This is a genomic window from Mycolicibacterium sichuanense, from assembly GCF_033741125.1.
In the GTDB taxonomy this organism is placed as follows: Bacteria; Actinomycetota; Actinomycetes; order Mycobacteriales; family Mycobacteriaceae; genus Mycobacterium.
In genome coordinates this window covers 231,082-249,353 of record NZ_JAWQPU010000003.1, presented here as the reverse complement: position 1 = coordinate 249,353, position 18,272 = coordinate 231,082, and the positions used below count along the sequence as shown (strand labels likewise).

Here is an 18,272-nt window from a genome sequence, read left to right as displayed (position 1 = left end):
TGGAACGGCCAGATTGATAGTCGTCGAGTCTTAGTAGCCGCCATCGCGTCGCCACGGAGCGCAACCACACGACCACGTGAACGTCCGCGCCGGCGTCAGCGTCTCGTCGACCGTGGCCGTCTGGACGGCGAACCGTCGGTAAACTCGCAGGCACACGAGACCTTACCGAGGGAAGCCATTGCCTGAGTGGGCGCTGAGACGGCGGCGGTCGATGGGTGCGGAACCGATCGCCAGCGATCTGGGGGCGGCTGCATCGGATCCCGATTTCGGGCTGAGCGAGCCCCCTATTCTTCGTGCCCTGGTGAAGATCTCCCAGGCCGTCATGCGGGCGAACTACTTCGACGAGGCGTTGGAGGTCATCGCCGAGGAGGCGCTCGAGGCCCTCAACGCGGCGTCGGTGTCGATCAGCCGGTGGGAACCCGACGAGCAGATCCTGCGGACGCTGATCAACGTCGGCGACCTGGCGCCAATCGAGGAGCGCTGGCCCGAACAGGAGGTCTACTACGTCGCAGACGACGGGCCCGTCATGCAACTGCTACAGCACGGCCTGCCCTACGCCATGGCCGTGGGTGACGAGAACGTCGCGCCCGCGGAGGAGGCCTGGCTCGGTCAGCTGGGCAAGGAGAGCGAGCTCGGCGTTCCCATCATGTACGAGGACGTCATGTGGGGCGAGCTGTGGGTCACCGGTGTCGGCGGCCGGCGCTTCGGCCCCGACGACGTGCAGCTGCTGCAGGCGATCGCCGCCTATGCCGCGATGGCCATCGGACGCTCGGAGCTGCTGAGTACGGTGTGGCGGTACGCCCACCAGGATCCGCTGACGGGGCTGGCCAACCGTCGCGAACTGGAACGGTTCTTCGCGGAGACGGACTGGCAATCGGCCAAAGCGACGCTGTTGGTGTGCGATCTCGACGGGTTCAAGGCGGTCAACGACCGGGAGGGCCACCCCGCCGGTGATGCATTGCTGCGCAACGTCGGTGCCGCACTCGGGGAGGTTGCCGCGACGGTCCCGGGGGCGCTGGCCGTTCGGCTCGGCGGTGACGAATTCTGTGTGCTGCTACCGGATTCCACGCTGGACGACGGTGAACGGTTCGCCTGCCAGGCCAGTTCGCACGTCCGGCGCTCCGTCGGGACCTACATCACCCTCAGCTGGGGCGCCTGCGCCCACGGTCCACACCTCACCTCCGGCCAGGAATTACTCGCCGCAGCGGATGCCGCTCTCCTCGAGGCCAAACGGATGGGGCCGGGGCACTACAGCGTCGGGGTCGGCGATCCGCTCGCCGCGGCGAGGGACGATCGGCGCACCTTCACGGCAGCCGGTGAACGATCCGCCCTGGACCTCCTCGTCCCCCGGGTGGTCGAGCTCCTCGACGAACACTCCCCCGCCGACCCCGTCGCGGCCCTGCACATCCTCGGCGCCGAGCTGCACAACGCCGTGAACGCGGCGGCGTGGGCGCTGTCTCAGATCACCGAGGACGGCACGGGAGTCCAGACCATCCGCGGCCTGGACAGCGTCCGCGATCCCGAGTCCGGACTGGCGCTGCTGCGCAAGATCGACAGCGGCACCGTCTACCCGCTGGCCGACTACCCCGCGACCGCCGCGGTGCTCGCCTCCGGCGGGGCGCTCATCACGGGGGTGGACCTCGACGACGGCGACCCGGCAGAGCGGGCGCTGCTGGCCGACCTGGGATACCGGGCCGTCTTGTTGGTGGCTGCCAAGGGCGACGATCGGGACTACCTACTGGAGGTCTATTCGGCCGACGGGCACCACCTTCTAGCCGCCGTGGCACCCCATGCTCGAGTGCTCGCCCGCTACTGCACCGCGAAGTACTCCTGACCCTCGGGCTTCGCGGCGGTCAGTCCCCCCTGGTGTCGATGACGCGTTGGGCGACGTCGATCAGTTTGGTGTTGGTGTCCTGCGACAGCTGGCGGAGCATCGCGAATGCCCGAACGTCGTCGATCTTGAAACGCTCCATGATGATGCCCTTGGCCTGGCCGATGCGGTCGCGCGTGGACAGCGCGGACTGCAATTGGTCACCCTCGCGGCTGGCCAGGATCGCTGCCGCGGCGTGGGCTGCGAGCACCATGCCGACGGTCTCCGCCTCGCTGTCCCACAGATTCGGCTCGTAACCGAACAGGTTGAGCGCGCCGGCGGTGCGGTCGGCGGTGTAGAGCTTGAACGACAGTGCGCTGCGTACCCCGAGCTTGACGACTTCGGGGGCATACCGTGGGAAGCGCGGTTCGACGCGAAAGTCGTCGGTCCGCACCACGATCTCGTCGAGGGCCGCCTCCACGCATGGGCCTTCCTGGTAGCGCATCTGCAGCTCGTCGAGCTTGAACATCAGTTCGTTGGTCGGCGCCAGCGTCTCGAAGGTGTTGGCCTTGCCGACCAGCAGAACGCCTGCGACGTCGACGCCGGGGATCAGTTCCATGGCGGTGGCGGTGACGTCGGCGAGCACCTCGTCGACCTTGCGCAACGCCACCACCCTCGCCAACTCCGCCATGCGCACGGCGAGGTCGTGGTTCTGCAACTTCATGAGTGCATCTTGCCCCTTCCGCCGATGGCGCGAACGTTTGTGTCCCCCAAATGCGGGAAATGTTCGCACACAGGTTCACGCAGTGGTCGACAACTGCGTGCACCGAGGTCCCGCCGGTTCAGGAACGAGCCGGTGGGGCCGTCTGATTTTCGCACCATCTTGCCCATGACACTCTGTTAGTCGTAGTACCGTCCGCGACATGGGCGGCACGGGCGTGTGGGTACTGGGCGGTTACCAGAGCGACTTCGCGCGCAACCTGACGCGCGAGGGCATCGACTTCGCCGGGCTGACCGCGGAGGTCGTCACGGCCACCCTCGCGGCCGCCGGCATCGACGCATGTGACGTCGGCGTCGTGCACGTCGGCAACGCCTTCGGCGAGATGTTCGCGGCCCAGGGCCATCTCGGCGCAATGCCGGCTACCGTGATCGACGACCTGTGGGACACCCCGTCGTCACGGCACGAAGCAGCCTGCGCATCGGGCAGCATCGCCGCACTGGCGGCCATTGCCGACCTTCGCTCCGGTGGCTACGAAACAGCCCTGGTCATCGGTGTGGAGTTCGAGAAGACCGTGCCGGGCGAGACCGCCGCCGCGTACCTCGGGGCCGCCGCCTGGGCCGGTCACGAGGGCCATGACGCCAGGTTCATGTGGCCGTACGTGTTCTCCCAGGTGGCCGACGAATACGACCGCAGATACGGCATCGACGAGGCCCACCTGCGGGCGATCGCGACGGTCAACTTCGCCAACGCCCACCGCAACCCGAATGCGCAGACCCGCGACTGGACGGTGCCCACTCCGCTAACCGATGACGACGTGCAGAACCCCGTCGTCGACGGACGTCTGCGCCGGTTCGACTGCAGTCAGATGACCGACGGCGGGGCAGGCATCGTGCTGGTGACCGACGACTATCTGCGCAACCACCCGGGTGCTACGCCCCTCGGCCGCATCGAGGGCTGGGGGCACCGCACGGTGGGCTTGGGCATGCGGCAGAAGTTGGAGCGCTCCGCGGACGACCCGTACGTGATGCCGCACGTCCGCCGCGCCGTCCTGGATGCCTTCGACCGCGCCAGGATCACACTGGCGGACCTCGACGGCATCGAGGTGCACGACTGCTTCACCCCCAGCGAGTACCTCGCCATCGACCACATCGGGTTGACCGGCCCCGGCGAGTCCTGGAAGGCGATCGAGAACGGCGAGATCGAGATCGGCGGGCGGCTGCCGATCAACCCCAGCGGCGGGCTGATCGGCGGTGGCCACCCCGTCGGGGCGTCCGGCGTTCGCATGCTGCTGGACGCCGCCAAACAGGTCAGCGGCACTGCGGGTGCCTATCAGGTCGACGGTGCCCGCACGTTCGGCACCCTCAACTTCGGTGGCAGCACCGCCACCACGGTCAGCTTCGTCGTCGGCGCCAAGGAGTAGGTCGTGAACGTAGAACTCGTCGGGAAGTTCCTCTCGACGCTGCCCGATGACGACGACCACCCCTACCGCACCGGGCCCTGGCGGCCCCAGACGAGCGAGTGGGATGCCGACGACCTCACCGTCGTCGAGGGCGAACTTCCCCGCGACCTCGATGGCGTCTACCTGCGCAACACCGAGAACCCGCTACACCCGGCAATGAAGGCCTACCATCCCTTCGACGGTGACGGCATGGTGCACGTGGTTGGGTTTCGTGACGGAAAGGCGTTCTACCGCAACAGGTTCGTCCGCACCGACGGTTTCGCCGAGGAGAACGAGGCGGGTGGCCCGCTGTGGCCCGGGCTCGCCGAGCCGGTCGGGCTGGCGCGCCGCGACCACGGGTGGGGTGCGCGGACGTTGATGAAGGACGCCTCGAGCACCGACGTGATCGTGCACCGTGGAACGGCGCTGACCAGCTTCTACCAGTGCGGCGACCTGTACCGGGTCGACCCGTTCACCGGCGAGACCCTTGGCAAGCAGGAGTGGAACGGCGCCTTCCCACGTCAGTGGGGGGTGTCCGCCCACCCGAAGGTCGACGACGCCACCGGTGAGTTGCTGTTCTTCAACTATTCCAAGCAGGACCCGTTCATGCACTACGGCGTCGTGGACGCGAACGACGCACTGGTGCACTACGTCGACGTGCCACTGCCCGGACCACGCCTGCCGCACGACATGGCGTTCACCCCGAACTATGCGATTCTCAACGACTTTCCGCTGTTCTGGGAGCCCGAGTACCTGGAGCGCAACGCCCACGTCGCGAGGTTCCACCGCGACATGCCGTCGCGCTTCGCCGTCATTCCCCGGCGCGGACAGACTTCGGAGATCCGATGGTTCGAGACCGACCCGACCTACGTGCTGCACTTCACCAACGCCTTCGAGGAGGGGGACGAGATAGTCCTCGACGGCTTCTTCCAGGGTGACCCGGAGCCGTCCGACAATGGCCTTGGCGACAAATGGCAGCGGGCGTTTCGCTTCCTTGCCCTCGACCGCATGCAGGCCCGGTTGCACCGCTGGCGGTTCAACCTGGTCACCGGCGGGGTGCGCGAGGAGCAGTTGTCCGACAGCATCACCGAATTCGGCATGATCAACCCTGCCCATGCCGGTACCGACTACCGATATGCCTATGCCGCCACCGGCAAGCCCGGTTGGTTCCTGTTCGACGGCATGGTCAAGCACGACTTGGTGACGGGCGCCGAGGACCGGTACGCCTTCGCCGACGGCGTCTACGGCAGCGAGACGGCGATGGCGCCCCGGGTGGGTAGCACGGGCGAGGACGACGGTTACCTCATCACCATCACCACCGACATGAATGCCGACGCCTCCTACTGCTTGGTGTTCGACGCGGCCAGGGTGGGTGACGGCCCGGTATGCAAACTGCAGCTACCCGAAAGGGTATCCAGCGGAACGCATTCCACGTGGGCACCGGGAAGCGAGCTGCGTCGGTGGCAGCACACGGACACGGCCGCTGCTGCGATCGGGTTGTAGTTGACTACGCCTGGCGGGGTCAACGCCGTGGGCCGGATGCTGGGCGTCCTCGGCGACGAGTGGACGCTGCTGATCACCCAGCAGGCCCTGCTCGGAGCCAGCCGCTACAACCACTTCACCGCGCGGCTCCCGATCTCCAACGCGGTGCTCACCCGCCGGTTGGCGACGATGATCGGCGATCGGCTGTTGGAACGCGTCCCGTACCGGGACAGCCCGCCCCGCTACGAGTACGTGCTGACCCAGCAGGGACGCTCGCTGTGGCCGGTGCTGACGTCGATCTGGGAGTGGGAGCGCCGGTGGGTGCCCGACCACGCCAACAGCCTGCCCACAATGCACCACGTCAGCTGCGTCTCCGTCTTCGCGCCGGTACTCACGTGCCGGTCGTGTGCCGTTGCCGTCACGGAGTACGACCTCATCGCGGCGTGGGGGCCCAGTGGCTCCTGGGCGCGGTCCATGCCGGTCGAGTCGACCCGCCGCCGTTCGACCCGCCGGGCCGCGCCGGCCGGCCCAGGCCTGTTCCCCGACACCATGAGCATCCTCGGCAACCGGTGGGCCTTCGCCCTGCTCCTTGCGGCGTTCGTTGGCACCACCCGTTTCAACGACTTCGCCATGCAACTCGGGGCTCCGCCCAGCTCGCTGGCCGACCGCCTGCAGATCTTCACCGCCGGTGGGGTGCTGGCTACCGACGACGGACGCTACCTGCTCACCGAGAAGGGTCGCGCAGTCTTCCCGGTGCTGGTGATGGCACTGCAGTGGGCGGAGCGCTGGTATGCCGCCCCCGAGGGACCTGCCGTACTCCTACGACATACCAAGTGCGACAATCCCTTCGACGCGGTGTTGACCTGTGATCAATGCGCAGGAGCCCTGCGCGGCGCCGATGTCGCGGACAGACGATGAACGTGGAGGGTCCGTTGCGAGTACTCGTCACCGGTGGCACCGGATTCGTCGGCGCCTGGAGTGCGAAGGCTGCGCAGGACGCCGGGCACCGGGTCCGCTTCCTCGTCCGCAGCGTCGAGCGGCTGCGCACCAGCGCCGCCAAGATCGGGGTCGACATCGGCGACCACGTCGTCGGGGACATCGCCGATCCGGCGTCGACGGCGACCGCACTGCAGGGTTGCGACGCCGTGATCCACTGTGCCGCCATGGTTTCGACCGATCCCGCGCGCGCCGAGGAGATGCTGTTCACCAACCTGGAGGGTGCGCGCAACGTCCTTGGCGGCGCGGTCCAGCGCGGCATCGACCCCGTCGTGCACGTGTCGAGTTTCTCGGCGCTGTTCCGTCCCGGTCTCGAGACGCTGCACGCCGACCTGCCCGTCGTCGGGGGCTCGGACGGGTATGGCAAGTCGAAGGCCGTCGTCGAGGCATATGCCCGCGGTCTGCAGGACGCCGGCGCACCGGTGAGCATCAGCTACCCCGGCATGGTCCTGGGCCCGCCCGCGGGTGACCAGTTCGGCGAGGCGGCCGAGGGCGTCGAAGCCGCGATCAAGATGCACGGCGTGCCGGGGCGAAGCGCCGCATGGATCGTGATCGACGTCCGCGACCTCGCCGACCTGCACGTTGCCCTGCTCGAGCCGGGCAAGGGACCGCGCCGCTACATGGCCGGCGGCCAGCGCGTCCCGGTAGACCGCCTCGCCCATCTGCTCGGCGACGCCGCGAACACGACTCTGGTGGCGGTTCCCGTGCCCGACAGCGGATTGCGGGCGCTGGGCCGGCTGTTCGACGTCATCGGCGACCGGCTGCCGTTCGACACGCCGATCGACTCGGCCGCCATGCAGTACTACACCCAGATGCCCGCGTCCGACGACGGACCGGCCGAACGCGAGCTGGGCATCACGCAGCGCGATCCCGCCGAGACCCTGGCCGACACCGTCGCCGGCCTGCGTGAGGTCGGCAGGATCTAGGCCGGCTAGCGGTCCAGTCGGAAGCGCAGATTGTTGCGGACGGCCGGCCACTCGTGGTCGAGGATCGAGTAGACGACGGTGTCGCGCCTGGACCCGTCGGGCAGCAGTTGATGGCTGCGCAGGATGCCGTCGCACTTGGCACCCAACCGCTCGATCGCGGCACGGCTGGTGGAGTTGAAGAAGTGCGTGCGGAACTCGACTGCCACACAGCCGAGTTCATCGAAGGCATGGCCCAACATCAGCAGCTTGCACTCGGTGTTCACCCCGGTGCGCCGCACGGCACTGCGGTACCAGGTGTAACCGATCTCCAGCCGGCGGTTGGGCGGGTCGACGTGACAGTAGCTCGAGGAGCCGATCACGGCGCCGTCGCGATCACGCACCACCAGTGTCAGGCCGGTGTCCGGGTGCTGCGCCGCCAGCCGGCCGTCGATCCACTCCTGGGCCGTCTCGGGCGTCGGCGCGCTGGTGAACCACAGCGGCCGGACGTCGGCGGCCGCCTCGACGATCGCCGGGCCGTGCTCGGGCGTCAGCGGTTCCAGCGACACCCAGCGGGCTCCCGTCAGCTCGACGGGTTCGACGAATCCGCTCACCGACGGCCCAGCTCCGACCACGCCGCGACCATCGCGAAGACCGAGAGCACCACCGCGGCCAGGATCGCCGAACCACCGACGTACATGCCGTAACCCGCCCCGACGGGGTGGCCCACGTAGAGCCGGTAGTACCACAGCACCAACACCGCGAGCAGCACCGAAATGGCAAGTGCCGCAGTTGAAGCCAACTTCGGATGCAGACTGCGCGCCGCCATCGCCGCAGCGACGATCAGCGTCGAACTCAGCACCACGATCAGCTGCCCGACGCCGAACCCGTTCGGCGGCACGTGGATCTGGCCGATCTTGCCGCCGATCGCACTGGCCCGGCCACCACCGTCGGCGCTGGTCACCAACCAGGGCAGCCACGCGCTTACCAGGAGCACCGTCGAGCACAGCACGACGAGCCATCCTGGACGCAGGCGAGCCATGCGAGGAGCGTATCCGGTCGCGCACCCGCATCGTCGTAGGCTGGCCCCATGACGGAGCTCCCCGAGTGGGCCGGGAACCTCGACCTCTCCCCCCACCCCGAAGGGGGTTGGTACCGGGAGACCTGGCGCAGCGACCTCGTCCTCGGACAACCCGCCCTGCCGCCCGACTACACCGGCCCCCGCAACGCGGGTACCGCGATCCTGTTCCTGCTGATGCCGGGTCAGCAGTCGGCGTGGCACACCGTCCGCAGCGCCGAGTTGTGGCTGTATCACCGCGGCAGCCCGCTGCTGCTGGAGGTCGGGCCCGACGGCAGGGGTGGGCAAGGACCAGGGACGGAGTCGCAAGGTGCCACCACCCACCTGCTCGGCGCAGATCTGGCCGCCGGTGAGCAACCCCAGTTCGTGGTACCACCGGGGCACTGGCAGCGGGCCACGCCGCGCGACTACGAGCCCACCCTGGTGAGCTGCGTCGTCGTCCCCGGCTTCGACTTCGCCGACTTCGCCCTCGGTGCCCCCACCGACTGACCAGCGCAACCGGCTCAGCAGTCCTACCGGCAGCAGTTCTACCGGCAGCAGTACTACCGGCTCAGCAGTCCTATGGCCGCCGACACCAGCGCGGCATTGTCAGGCGTGACGGATCCGTCGGGCAGCTTCAGCGTGTCCTCCATGCCGATCCGCGTCTGCACCCCGCACACCCCCGCGTGCTCGAGCAGCGGCCAGCAGCTGTCGTCGAGGCCGTGCAACAGCACCGGCGCAGGGGAATTCGCGGCTGCGATCCTCTCGAGCATCGCGTCCGCCACGGCCACGTCCTCGTGCCCCTGCAGCTCGATCATCACCCGCATGCAGTGCTGCACCATCTTCGAGTCGGCCCACGCCTGCACCGCCTCGAGGTGGAACAAGCCGATCTCGACGCCGAGCCCCTTGCCGAGCAGCACCTCGGCGAGTTCGGGCGAACCCGGCTCGTGCCAGTTCAGCGACGCGAAGTCGGGCAGCACGGTCCAGCCCTCGACGGCCGCGCGGCGCGCATCGGGATCCGGCAGCGCCCAGAATCCCGTCGTCACCCCCAGCGGCAGACCGGGGGCCGCGGCCCGCACCGCAGTGACCGCGGCGGCGACGATCTCGGGCTCCAGCGAGTCCTTCCCGTCCGGTGTCTTCGGATGCATGTGCACTGCCTGCGCGCCGGCCCGGTGCGCGGAGACCGCGGCCGCGGCGAGTTCGTCGGGGCTGACCGGAAGGTTCGGATGCTGGTCGGGGGTGCGGGCACCGTTGATGCACGCCTTGACGTAGATCTTGGCACCGGACACGACGGGATCGGATTCGAAGGAGGTCATGGGTCCATCTTCACCCGTCACGCCGTCGGTTTCCGAAGTAGCGTGCTCGCATGCAGGGGCACATCATCGTCTGCGGTGACGATCCACTGGGACTGCAGATCATCGAGCAGCTTCGCGCCGCAGGCAGGGACATCGCCGTCATCGACACCTCGGCGGACCTTCAGGACGCCGGCATCGCCACCGCCGACGCCCTGATTTGTGCCGATGACGACGATGCGCTCAATCTCGAGATTGCCTTGCTGGCAAGGCAACTCAACGCTGGCGTGCGGGTGGTGGCGCGGCTGGGCAACGGGGTGCTGAGAGAGGCGGTGGCCACCGGCAACGGACCGGGAGCCATCCTCGACGTGGCGGATCTGGCCGCGCCATCGGTCGTCGAGGCATGCCTGTCGCGGACCACGCACACCATCTCCGCGGCCGGCATCGAATTCATCGTCTCGGGTACCACCGCACCGCGGGCGGCGACACTGCGCGAGCTGTTCGGCGACCTCGCCCCGGTGGCGGTGCTGCGTGGGGACGACTCCAAGGCGCCGGGCGAGGTCGTCGCCTGCCCCGGCCGGGACCTTCACGTGGAGCAGGGCGATTGGACCACCATGATCGGCACGGCGGACGAGCTGGCCGCCCAGGGCATCGCCGTGGCCGCACCGGTGGCGGCGCCCGCCGAAGTCGGGCACCGTGGCGCACGCGGGTACAACCCACACCGCCGCCGGCCCCTCAAGCGAGCGCTCGGCGCCTTGCGTGCCTTCCGCGAGGACGTCAACCCCAACTTCTACAAGGCGCTCGCCACGTCGATGACGCTGCTGTTGAGCGCCACGGTGCTGCTGCGGTTCACCTATCACAAGCCAGGCATGAGCATCGTCGACGCGCTGTACTTCTCCACCGAGACCATTGCGACCGTCGGCTACGGCGACTTCAGCTTCGTCGATCAGCCCACCTGGTTGCGCCTGTTCGGCATCCTGCTGATGTTCGCGGGGGTGACGACGACGGCGGTGCTGATGGCCTTCGTCGCCGACCTGCTGCTGTCGCGGCGCATCGCGCAGAACGCCGGCCTGCGCAAGGTGCGGGAGCTGCAGGACCACATCGTCGTCGTCGGGCTCGGTTCGTTCGGCATCCGTGTGATCGCCGACCTGAAGGCGGCCGGGCACGACGTCGTCGCCATTGAACGCAGTCCGGACAACCGCTATCTGTCCTCGGCCGCCGAGCTCGACGTGCCGGTGATCTTCGGTGACGCGACGGTTCCTGCCACCCTGGACTCGGCGCGCATCGACGAAGCGGTCGCCGTGGCCGTGCTGACCCAGTCCGACATGGTCAACATCGAGATCGGCATCGTGTTGCGCGAGCGGCTGGGCGCCCGGTGGATGCGTTCGGCCACCGCCCCGGGGGTACCCGTGGTGCTGCGCGTGTACGACCGCACCCTTGGGTCGGCGGTGGCCCAGCGCTTCGGTTTTCAGAACGTGCGCTCCACCGTCGACCTCGCCACACCGTGGTTCATCGGCTCGGCGATGGGCCTGCAGGTGTTCGGCACGTTCTCGGTGGGCCAGCAGTCCTTCATGCTGGGCGGCGTCCTCGTCGAACCGGGCAGCGAGCTGGACCGCCTGCGCATGGCCGACATGTCCACCCAGACCCGCGTCATCGCGATCGCCTCGCCAGGCGAGCCGGCCCGGCTGCACCCGCGCCGCGACACCCAGCTGCGCGCGGGCGACACGGCCTATGTCGTCGGCCCGCACCGCGAGCTGCTCGACACCCTGCGCAAGGGTCAGCGCGGCGTCAGAGTTTGAGCACCCGGACGGCGTTGTCCTTGAGGATCAACGACTCGACCTCGGACCCGAGGTCCAGCGCCGCGAATTCCCGCCGCCAACGGTCCATTTGGACGTACGGATAATCGGTGCCGAACAGGGCCTTGGTCCGCAGCTGTCGGCCGAGTGCGCGAACCAGTTGCGGGGGAAGGTATTTCGGGGCATAGCCGGACAGGTCGAGGTAGACGTTGGCCTTGTGCGCCACGATCGCGATCTGCGCATCCACCCAGGGCACCGCAGGGTGCGCCATGACGACGGTGAGACCGGGAAAGTCCGCGGCGACGTCGTCGAGCAGCATCGGGTCGCTCATCCGCAGCTTGATGCCGTGCCCGCCGGGCAGGCCGGAACCCAGACCCGTCTGCCCGGTGTGGAACAACGCGGGTACGTCCGCTGCCTCGATCGCCTCGTAGATCGGGTAGAAGCGGCGGTCGTTGGGTTCGAATCCCTGCACGCTCGGATGGAACTTGAAACCCCGCACGCCAAGGGCCACCTGGGCGTGCACCCGCTCGACGGCCCGGTCCACCCGAAGCGGGTCGACGGTGCCGAACGGGATCAGTACGTCGGCGTGCCGGGCGGCACCCGCGACGAGGTCCTCGACGGAGTTGGGCGGATGCCCGGTCGCGGTCTCGGCGTCGATGGTGAAGACCACGGCCGCGGCATTGCGCTCGCGGTAGTGCGCGGCGAGGTCGTCGACGGTGGCAGCCGCCGCGTCGCCCATCTTGAAGTAGGTTCTGGTGGCGTCGACCAGTTCGTCGTCGTAGGCGTGATGCCCGGCGCAGTCAACCTCGACGTGGGTGTGCACGTCGATGGCGGTGATCGCGTCGACGTCGACGCGGCATTCGTAGCGCTCCGTCACGGCTTGCGGGCCAGGATCTGGTCGACGCCCATCCGGCCCTGCTCGAACGCCAGCCCGCCGCCGACGAGGTAGAGCCGCCACACCCTGGCGACCTCCTCGCCCTGCAGCGCGACGAACTCCTCGTAGTGCCGCTCGAAGGTCTCGAGCCAGTGCCGGACGGTCGTGACGTAGTGCTCGCGCATGGCCTCGACGTCGCGTACCTCGAAGCCGGCGTTCTCCAGATGCCGGACGGTCTGCCACAGCGGCCGCATGTGCATGTCCGGCGCGATGTATGACTCGATGAACGGACCGCCACCGGGCGCGGTGCCCTCGCGTCGCGACATCTGTTGCAGCAGAAGGTGACCGCCGGACTTCAGCGCGCCAAGCATGGTGGCGACGTAGATGGGGTAGTTGCCCTCGCCGACGTGCTCACCCATCTCGATCGAGCTGACCGCATCGAAGGTGGCTGGCGGATCGGCCAGTTCGCGATAGTCCTGCAGGCGCACCTCGACGAGTTTCCCGAGGCCCTCCTGCGTCACGCGTTCGGCGATGTAGTCACGCTGTTCGGCCGACAGCGTGATGCCGGTGGCGCGCACGCCGTAGTTGCGGGCGGCGTAAAGGATCATCGAGCCCCAGCCGCAGCCCACGTCGAGCAGACGCTGGCCCTCCCGGAGCTCCAGCTTGCGGCAGACCAGGTCCAACTTGGCCGCCTGGGCGTCGACGAGTGACTGACCGTCGTGGGTGAAGTACGCCGACGAGTAGGCCATGTGATCGTCGAGCAGCAGGCGGTAGAAGTCGTTGGACAGGTCGTAGTGATGCGCGATGGCCGCGCGGTCCCGGCCGCGGGTATGCAGCCGGCCCGCCAGCCGAGCCTCCGAGGCGGGCGGCTTCGGCGGCGGACCCACGGCACCCAGCCTCACCGCCGACGCGACCGCTCCCGCCTTGTCCCGCATCGTGATCGACGTCCGGCGCCGACCCGCGACGGCCCACGCCCGGCGAAATCCGTCGGCCATGTCACCCTCGACGTCGAGGTCGCCGGTGACGTACGCGCGAGCCAGACCCATCTCCCCGGGCGCCCACAGCAGCCGGCGCAGCGCCCGGCGGCTGCGGATGATGAGCACTGGGCCACCGGCTGGGCCCGCCTCGGTGCCGTCCCAGGCCCGGATGCGGACTGGCAGTTCGATGCCCGCGGCGTCGCGCACCACGTCGGCGAGGCGCCGGGCAACGGTCACGCGAAGACCGTCTTGAACTTGTCCAGCGAATCGCGGATGTCGCCCTTGAGCGCACCGGCGACGATGATCCCGATGGGACCGAACAGCGCGGGACCGCCGAGGTGCACGTCGAAGGTGACCGTCGAACCGGCATCTGCGGGCTGCACCTTGCCCATCAGCTTGACCTTGACGCCACCCTTGCCGTCGCCGTTGAGGGTCATGCTCTGCGGCGGCTTGTAGTTGACGATCTTCCAGCGGACCAGGTTGGGCATGCCCTTGACCTCGACGATCGAGGCCAGCTCGGTGCCCTTCTCCAGGGTCTCGGGCAGCGAGCTGCGCCAGACCCGGTGAATGCTGAGCCACTCCTCGTAACGCGACAGGTCGGAGGCGGCCGCCCACGCCTCCTCCGGCGACAACGGCACGTCGACGGAGACCGAGAGCTTCGCCATGGCTAGGAGGTCGGCGGGGGTCCGGCCGGCGCGGCGGGCGGCGCCTCGGGCGGCTGGGTCTTGCCGGCCTGATCCCTGGCCGCCTTCTTGGCCGCCTCCTGCACCTTGTCCACCTGCTCGGCGTACTTGCCTTGCGTCTTCTCGTCGACGAGGTCACCGGCCTTCTCGATCACCGTGTCGACCTTGTCGGCGTTCTTCGACGCCAAGTCCTTCACCTTGTCCAGAAATCCCATGGCTCCACCATAATCACTAGTCTTCGGTGCGCCAGAAGCGCCGCTTCTCCCCGAGCAAGCGGCCCCGCATCCACCAGACCACCTCGATGAGGGCCGCGGCGAGCAAGCCGATCGCCAGGGCGGTGGACGTGACGGTCGCGTTGGTCGGGTCGAGCATGAACACCCGCTGCGCCAACGGCACCGAGAAGAGCACCAGGTAGGCGACCGCGGAGACACCCACGAGGGCGACCCGCCACCACTCGTACGGGCGGGCCACCACCGACAGCACCCACAGCGCGCCGACCAGCAGCGTGATCAGTGCCGCCGTCGACGCCTGCGTCAACTCCATCGTCGTCGACGACCGGCCACGGTAGGCGGCCAGGTAAGACGCGAAGGCGGCCGTGCCGACGATGAGGCCGTTTGGCAGCGCCGAGGACATCACCCGGCGGACGAAGCCGGAATGCGCGCGTTCGCGGTTGGGTGCCAGGGACAGGATGAACGCGGGGATGCCGATGGAGAACCAGGCCGCGATGGTCACGTGGATGGGCTGAAACGGGAAGGGCAACGGCGGGGTGCCGAGGAACTTGGCCGACAGGCCGGCCAGCCCGACGAGCACGGCCAGCAGCACCGAGTACACCGTCTTGGTGAGGAACAGGTTGGAGACCCGCTCGATGTTGCCGATCACCCGCCGGCCCTCGCCGACGACGTAGGGCAGCGTGGCGAACCTGTTGTCCAGCAACACGATCTGGGCCACCGCACGCGACGCCGAGCTGCCCGATCCCATCGCCACGCCGATGTCGGCGTCCTTGAGGGCCAGGACGTCGTTGACGCCATCGCCGGTCATCGCGACCGTGTGCCCGCGCGATTGCAGCGCATGCACCATCGCCCGCTTCTGGTCGGGCCGCACCCTGCCGAAGGTGGTGTACTCCTCCAGCGCGTCCGCGAGTTGGTCGGTCTCGTCGGGCAATTGCCGCGCGTCCATGGTCTGGCCGTGCAGGCCGAGGGTGTCGGCCACCGCCGCGACGGAGACGGCGTTGTCGCCGGAGATCACCTTCACCGTGACCTTCTGGGCGGCGAAGTAGTCGAGGGTCTGCTTGGCGTCGGGCCGCACCCGTTGCTCGAGGACGACCAGTGCCACCGGGGTGACGGTGCCCGGCGCGTCGGGGGCGTCGACCGGGCGGTCGGAGGAGCCGAGCAGCAGCACGCGCAGGCCCTTGGCGCCGATGCGCTCGGCGGCCTCGGCGTCCGGGGACGATGCATCGAGCAGGACGTCGGGGGCACCGATGACCCAGTTGCCCTGCGGCCCATAGGACGTGCCGCTCCACTTGGTCGCCGACTTGAACGGCGCACTGCCCGTCGCCGTCCAGCCGGGTGGGGTGTCGTAGGCCTCGGCGATGGCCTGCATGCTGGCGTTGGGGCGCGGATCGTCACCGGCCAGGGCGGCCAGCACGGTCGCACAGTCGTCGTCGGTGAACGTCTCGAGGTCGGCCAGCCGCATGCCGTTCTCGGTCAGAGTGCCGGTCTTGTCGGCGCACACCACGTCTACGCGCGCCAGTCCCTCGATGGCGGGCAGCTCCTGCACCAGGCACTGACGCCGGCCCAATCGCACCACCCCGACGGCGAAGGCGATCGACGTCATCAGCACCAGGCCTTCCGGCACCATTGGCACCAGGGCTCCGACCATGCGCAGCACCGACTCTCGCCAGCCGGCATCGGTGGTGAACAGCTGGGTGTAGATGGTGAGCAGTCCGGCGGGCACCAGCAGATAGGTGATGAAGCGCAGGATCGCGTCGATGCCGCTGCGCAGTTCGGACTTCACCAGGGTGAACTTGCTGGCCTCCTCGGCGAGCTTGGCGGCGTAGGCCTCGCGACCGACCCTGGTGGCGCGGTAGGCGCCGCTGCCCGCGACGACGAAGCTGCCCGACTTCACCTCGTCGGCTACGCCCTTCGGCATCGGATCGGCCTCGCCGGTCAGCAGCGACTCGTCGACCTCGAGGTTTGCCTCCTCGAGCACCTCGCCGTCGACGACGATCTGGTCCCCCGGCCCCAGCTCGATTACGTCGTCCAGCACGACCTCGCCAGGCGCCCGCTCGACAGTGCCGGACTGCCTGCGCACCAACGGTTTCGTCTGTCCGACGATCGCCAGCTCGTCGAGCGTCCGCTTGGCGCGCAGCTCCTGGATGATTCCGATGGCGCTGTTGGCGACGATGAGCATGCCGAACAGCCCGTTGATGAAAGAACCGGTGGACAGCACGATGATCAGCAACACGCCGAGGATGGCGTTGATCCTGGTGAAGACGTTGGCGCGGATGATGTCCCCGGTGCTGCGGGTGGCCCGGCTCGGTACGTCGTTGGTCTTGCCGTCGGCGACCCGTTGGGCCACCTCGGCGTCGGAGAGCCCGACCGCCAATGCAGCCGCCGTCATCGTCCGACGGCCTTGGTGAAGGTGCCCATCTTCTCCTGGTCGTAGAACTCGAGATTCAGCTGGTTCCCGTAGAACGTCGCCTTCGAGATGGTGCCCGGCGGGGCGTTCTCACCGCGCGGCACGAACGTGAACACGTCACCGTCCCAATGGGTCAGGTCGAACGTCTCCCGCGGCCCCAGCGCCAGGGTCAGCTTGCCGTCGACGTCGGTGACGGTGGCGGGACCCCAATAACCGTTGTCGTAGGTGCCGACGAGCGACGGCGTCGGCGGTGCGGGCGCCGGGTTGGTGGGCGGCTTCTGCCCCACCAGGGCACCCATCGGTTGCTCCATGGCCGCAAATGCCCTGGCGTACAACCCGCGCCAGTCCTCGCGCACCTGGCCGAACTGGACCAGGTCGGCGAATTCAGCGGTCAGCGTCTCGGGGACACCGGACGGGGTGGCGTTGGTCAGCGCGACGATCGCCACGTCGGCCGACGGGATGATGACGAAGTTGGTGCCCGCGCCGAGCTCGAAGGCGCCGGAGTGGCTGAACTGCTGGCGCGCCGCCGCCGTCGTACCCACGTTGAAGCCGTAGCCGTAGAACCCGGGGCGCGCGGCGGGCTCGGACGGCGGGCTCGCCACGCTCTGCGGGGTGAGGGCGGGCAACAGTGCCTTCGGGTCGACGATCTGCCGACCGTCGACGCTGCCATCGGCCAGCATCATCGTCAACCACTTGGTCATGTCGTTGGCCGACGAGCTGACCCCGCCGGCAGGTGCCTCGGCCTGGGCGTCGCGAACGTAGAGCGGCTGATACGAGCCGTCGACGTGGATGTGGCCGACGGCGCGGTCGGGCCTGGCCTGATAGTCGTCGAAGCGCGAGCTCGTCGACGTCATGCCGAGTGGGCCGTACAGCACCTCCTGGCTGAGGTCCTCCCAGGACTCGCCGGTGCTCTGCGCCGCCGCCTCGGCACCGGCGGTGAGCCCGAAGTTGGTGTAGGCGTAGGACGTACGGAACGGCGCCAACGGCAGCTGACGCAGCCGGTCCAGGATCTCGCGCCGGTCGTACCCCAGATCCTCGAGCAGGTCACCGGCGTGGTCGGGCAGCCCGGAGCGGTGGCTGTACATGTCACCGATCGTGACCATCTTCGTGACGGCCGGATCCGCAAGCGCGAACCAGGGCAGCTTCTCGACGATCGGGGTGTCCCAGCTGATCGCACCCTGGCCGACCAGATGGGCGACCACGGTCGAGCCGAGCGGCTTGGACAGCGAGGCCAGCTGGAAGACGGTGTCGGGGTCGACGCGGTTGCCCGGGGCGTCCCCGTTGCGCACGTCCTTCACACCAAATCCCTTGGCGTAGACGGTCTTTCCACCGTGCACCACTGCGACCGACATGCCAGGGATGCCGGAGGCCTTCATCAGCTCGTCGGCGATGCCGTCGAGTTTGGCAACGGCGGCGTCGACGGCGTTGTCGGGCAACGGCATTGCCGGGACGAGCGGCGGTGGCACGTCGGTCGACGTCGGGGCACTCACGGCGGCGGGCGGGCTGCTCGAGGGCGCGGCCGGCGGCCCGGACTTGGCGGCGCAGCCACCGAGCACGCTCACGACGGTCGTCAGGATCACCAGGCGAAACAGCGGGGAATGCGGCAC

17 protein-coding genes are annotated in these 18,272 nt (G+C 68.7%); 7 read left to right on the top strand and 10 right to left on the bottom strand.

The genetic code is table 11. The features are described from left to right. Nucleotides 1-301 precede the first annotated feature (301 nt). Nucleotides 302-1,834, top strand: a complete 1,533-nt coding sequence (locus SBI80_RS11595; protein ID WP_318974720.1) for a GGDEF domain-containing protein — start codon at nt 302-304, stop codon at nt 1,832-1,834. A 19-nt stretch (nt 1,835-1,853) separates the two neighbouring features. On the opposite strand, the gene SBI80_RS11590 is transcribed toward SBI80_RS11595, so the two are convergent. Beyond that, nucleotides 1,854-2,534 (bottom strand): GAF and ANTAR domain-containing protein, encoded by a 681-nt coding sequence (locus SBI80_RS11590; RefSeq protein ID WP_318974718.1) that lies wholly within the window; start codon nt 2,532-2,534, stop codon nt 1,854-1,856. 199 nt (nt 2,535-2,733) lie between these two features. Here SBI80_RS11590 and SBI80_RS11585 point away from each other — a divergent pair, with 199 nt between their 5' ends. From SBI80_RS11585 to SBI80_RS11570, 4 genes are read left to right on the top strand one after another with little or no spacing between them, the layout of a single operon-like run. Beyond that, nucleotides 2,734-3,951 (top strand): acetyl-CoA acetyltransferase, encoded by a 1,218-nt coding sequence (locus SBI80_RS11585; protein WP_318974716.1) that lies wholly within the window; start codon nt 2,734-2,736, stop codon nt 3,949-3,951. A gap of 3 nt (nt 3,952-3,954) precedes the next feature. Beyond that, a complete protein-coding gene (locus SBI80_RS11580) occupies nt 3,955-5,472 on the top strand; it encodes a carotenoid oxygenase family protein (RefSeq protein WP_318974714.1) in 1,518 nt (505 codons plus the stop codon). Between the two features lie 36 nt (nt 5,473-5,508). Then, entirely contained in the window at nt 5,509-6,369 is an 861-nt protein-coding gene (locus SBI80_RS11575) for a winged helix-turn-helix transcriptional regulator (protein WP_318975224.1), read from the top strand. A 14-nt stretch (nt 6,370-6,383) separates the two neighbouring features. After that, nucleotides 6,384-7,373 carry an NAD-dependent epimerase/dehydratase family protein gene (locus tag SBI80_RS11570; RefSeq protein WP_318975222.1) on the top strand — a complete coding sequence of 330 codons (990 nt, stop codon included), beginning with the start codon at nt 6,384-6,386 and terminating at the stop codon, nt 7,371-7,373. Nucleotides 7,374-7,378: 5 nt separating this feature from the next. On the opposite strand, the gene SBI80_RS11565 is transcribed toward SBI80_RS11570, so the two are convergent. Both SBI80_RS11565 and SBI80_RS11560 read right to left on the bottom strand, forming a co-directional pair. Then, nucleotides 7,379-7,963: a GNAT family N-acetyltransferase gene (locus SBI80_RS11565; protein ID WP_318974713.1), complete on the bottom strand. Its 585-nt coding sequence runs from the start codon at nt 7,961-7,963 to the stop codon at nt 7,379-7,381. Next, nucleotides 7,960-8,391, bottom strand: a complete 432-nt coding sequence (locus SBI80_RS11560; RefSeq protein WP_318974710.1) for a hypothetical protein — start codon at nt 8,389-8,391, stop codon at nt 7,960-7,962. The genes SBI80_RS11565 and SBI80_RS11560 overlap by 4 nt, the downstream gene beginning before the upstream one ends. 48 nt (nt 8,392-8,439) lie before the next feature. On the opposite strand from SBI80_RS11560, the gene SBI80_RS11555 reads away from it, so the two are divergent. After that, nucleotides 8,440-8,916, top strand: a complete 477-nt coding sequence (locus SBI80_RS11555; protein WP_318974708.1) for a cupin domain-containing protein — start codon at nt 8,440-8,442, stop codon at nt 8,914-8,916. 53 nt (nt 8,917-8,969) lie between these two features. On the opposite strand, the gene SBI80_RS11550 is transcribed toward SBI80_RS11555, so the two are convergent. Further along, nucleotides 8,970-9,722, bottom strand: a complete 753-nt coding sequence (locus SBI80_RS11550; protein WP_318974706.1) for a 3-keto-5-aminohexanoate cleavage protein — start codon at nt 9,720-9,722, stop codon at nt 8,970-8,972. A 50-nt stretch (nt 9,723-9,772) separates the two neighbouring features. Between SBI80_RS11550 and SBI80_RS11545 the strand changes: the two genes are divergently transcribed. Beyond that, nucleotides 9,773-11,497 (top strand): NAD-binding protein, encoded by a 1,725-nt coding sequence (locus tag SBI80_RS11545; RefSeq protein WP_318974704.1) that lies wholly within the window; start codon nt 9,773-9,775, stop codon nt 11,495-11,497. Here SBI80_RS11545 and SBI80_RS11540 read toward each other — a convergent pair. Genes SBI80_RS11540 through SBI80_RS11515 form a run of 6 tightly spaced genes read right to left on the bottom strand, consistent with a single transcriptional unit; the run spans nt 11,487 to nt 18,272 of the window. Then, nucleotides 11,487-12,371 (bottom strand): amidohydrolase family protein, encoded by an 885-nt coding sequence (locus SBI80_RS11540; protein ID WP_318974702.1) that lies wholly within the window; start codon nt 12,369-12,371, stop codon nt 11,487-11,489. The two genes, SBI80_RS11545 and SBI80_RS11540, sit on opposite strands and share 11 nt — an antisense overlap. Further along, nucleotides 12,368-13,582, bottom strand: a complete 1,215-nt coding sequence (locus SBI80_RS11535; protein WP_318974700.1) for a class I SAM-dependent methyltransferase — start codon at nt 13,580-13,582, stop codon at nt 12,368-12,370. The genes SBI80_RS11540 and SBI80_RS11535 overlap by 4 nt, the downstream gene beginning before the upstream one ends. Further along, nucleotides 13,579-14,010, bottom strand: a complete 432-nt coding sequence (locus tag SBI80_RS11530; protein WP_318974698.1) for a type II toxin-antitoxin system Rv0910 family toxin — start codon at nt 14,008-14,010, stop codon at nt 13,579-13,581. Before SBI80_RS11530 ends, SBI80_RS11535 begins: the two co-directional genes overlap by 4 nt. A gap of 2 nt (nt 14,011-14,012) precedes the next feature. Continuing rightward, nucleotides 14,013-14,243: an antitoxin gene (locus SBI80_RS11525; protein ID WP_318974696.1), complete on the bottom strand. Its 231-nt coding sequence runs from the start codon at nt 14,241-14,243 to the stop codon at nt 14,013-14,015. Nucleotides 14,244-14,259: 16 nt separating this feature from the next. Then, a complete protein-coding gene (locus tag SBI80_RS11520) occupies nt 14,260-16,647 on the bottom strand; it encodes a cation-translocating P-type ATPase (RefSeq protein ID WP_318974695.1) in 2,388 nt (795 codons plus the stop codon). Beyond that, nucleotides 16,644-18,272: a serine hydrolase gene (locus SBI80_RS11515; protein ID WP_413232698.1), complete on the bottom strand. Its 1,629-nt coding sequence runs from the start codon at nt 18,270-18,272 to the stop codon at nt 16,644-16,646. Before SBI80_RS11515 ends, SBI80_RS11520 begins: the two co-directional genes overlap by 4 nt.

Bases quoted from the DNA above. Each gene is read 5' to 3' on its own strand.
- SBI80_RS11590 (WP_318974718.1), bottom strand. From the start codon at position 2,534: ATGAAGTTGCAGAACCACGACCTCGCCGTGCGCATGGCGGAGTTGGCG.
- SBI80_RS11585 (WP_318974716.1), top strand. From the start codon at position 2,734: ATGGGCGGCACGGGCGTGTGGGTACTGGGCGGTTACCAGAGCGACTTC.
- SBI80_RS11575 (WP_318975224.1), top strand. From the start codon at position 5,509: ATGCTGGGCGTCCTCGGCGACGAGTGGACGCTGCTGATCACCCAGCAG.
- SBI80_RS11560 (WP_318974710.1), bottom strand. From the start codon at position 8,391: ATGGCTCGCCTGCGTCCAGGATGGCTCGTCGTGCTGTGCTCGACGGTG.
- SBI80_RS11555 (WP_318974708.1), top strand. From the start codon at position 8,440: ATGACGGAGCTCCCCGAGTGGGCCGGGAACCTCGACCTCTCCCCCCAC.
- SBI80_RS11550 (WP_318974706.1), bottom strand. From the start codon at position 9,722: ATGACCTCCTTCGAATCCGATCCCGTCGTGTCCGGTGCCAAGATCTAC.
- SBI80_RS11545 (WP_318974704.1), top strand. From the start codon at position 9,773: ATGCAGGGGCACATCATCGTCTGCGGTGACGATCCACTGGGACTGCAG.
- SBI80_RS11530 (WP_318974698.1), bottom strand. From the start codon at position 14,010: ATGGCGAAGCTCTCGGTCTCCGTCGACGTGCCGTTGTCGCCGGAGGAG.
- SBI80_RS11525 (WP_318974696.1), bottom strand. From the start codon at position 14,243: ATGGGATTTCTGGACAAGGTGAAGGACTTGGCGTCGAAGAACGCCGAC.
- SBI80_RS11520 (WP_318974695.1), bottom strand. From the start codon at position 16,647: ATGACGGCGGCTGCATTGGCGGTCGGGCTCTCCGACGCCGAGGTGGCC.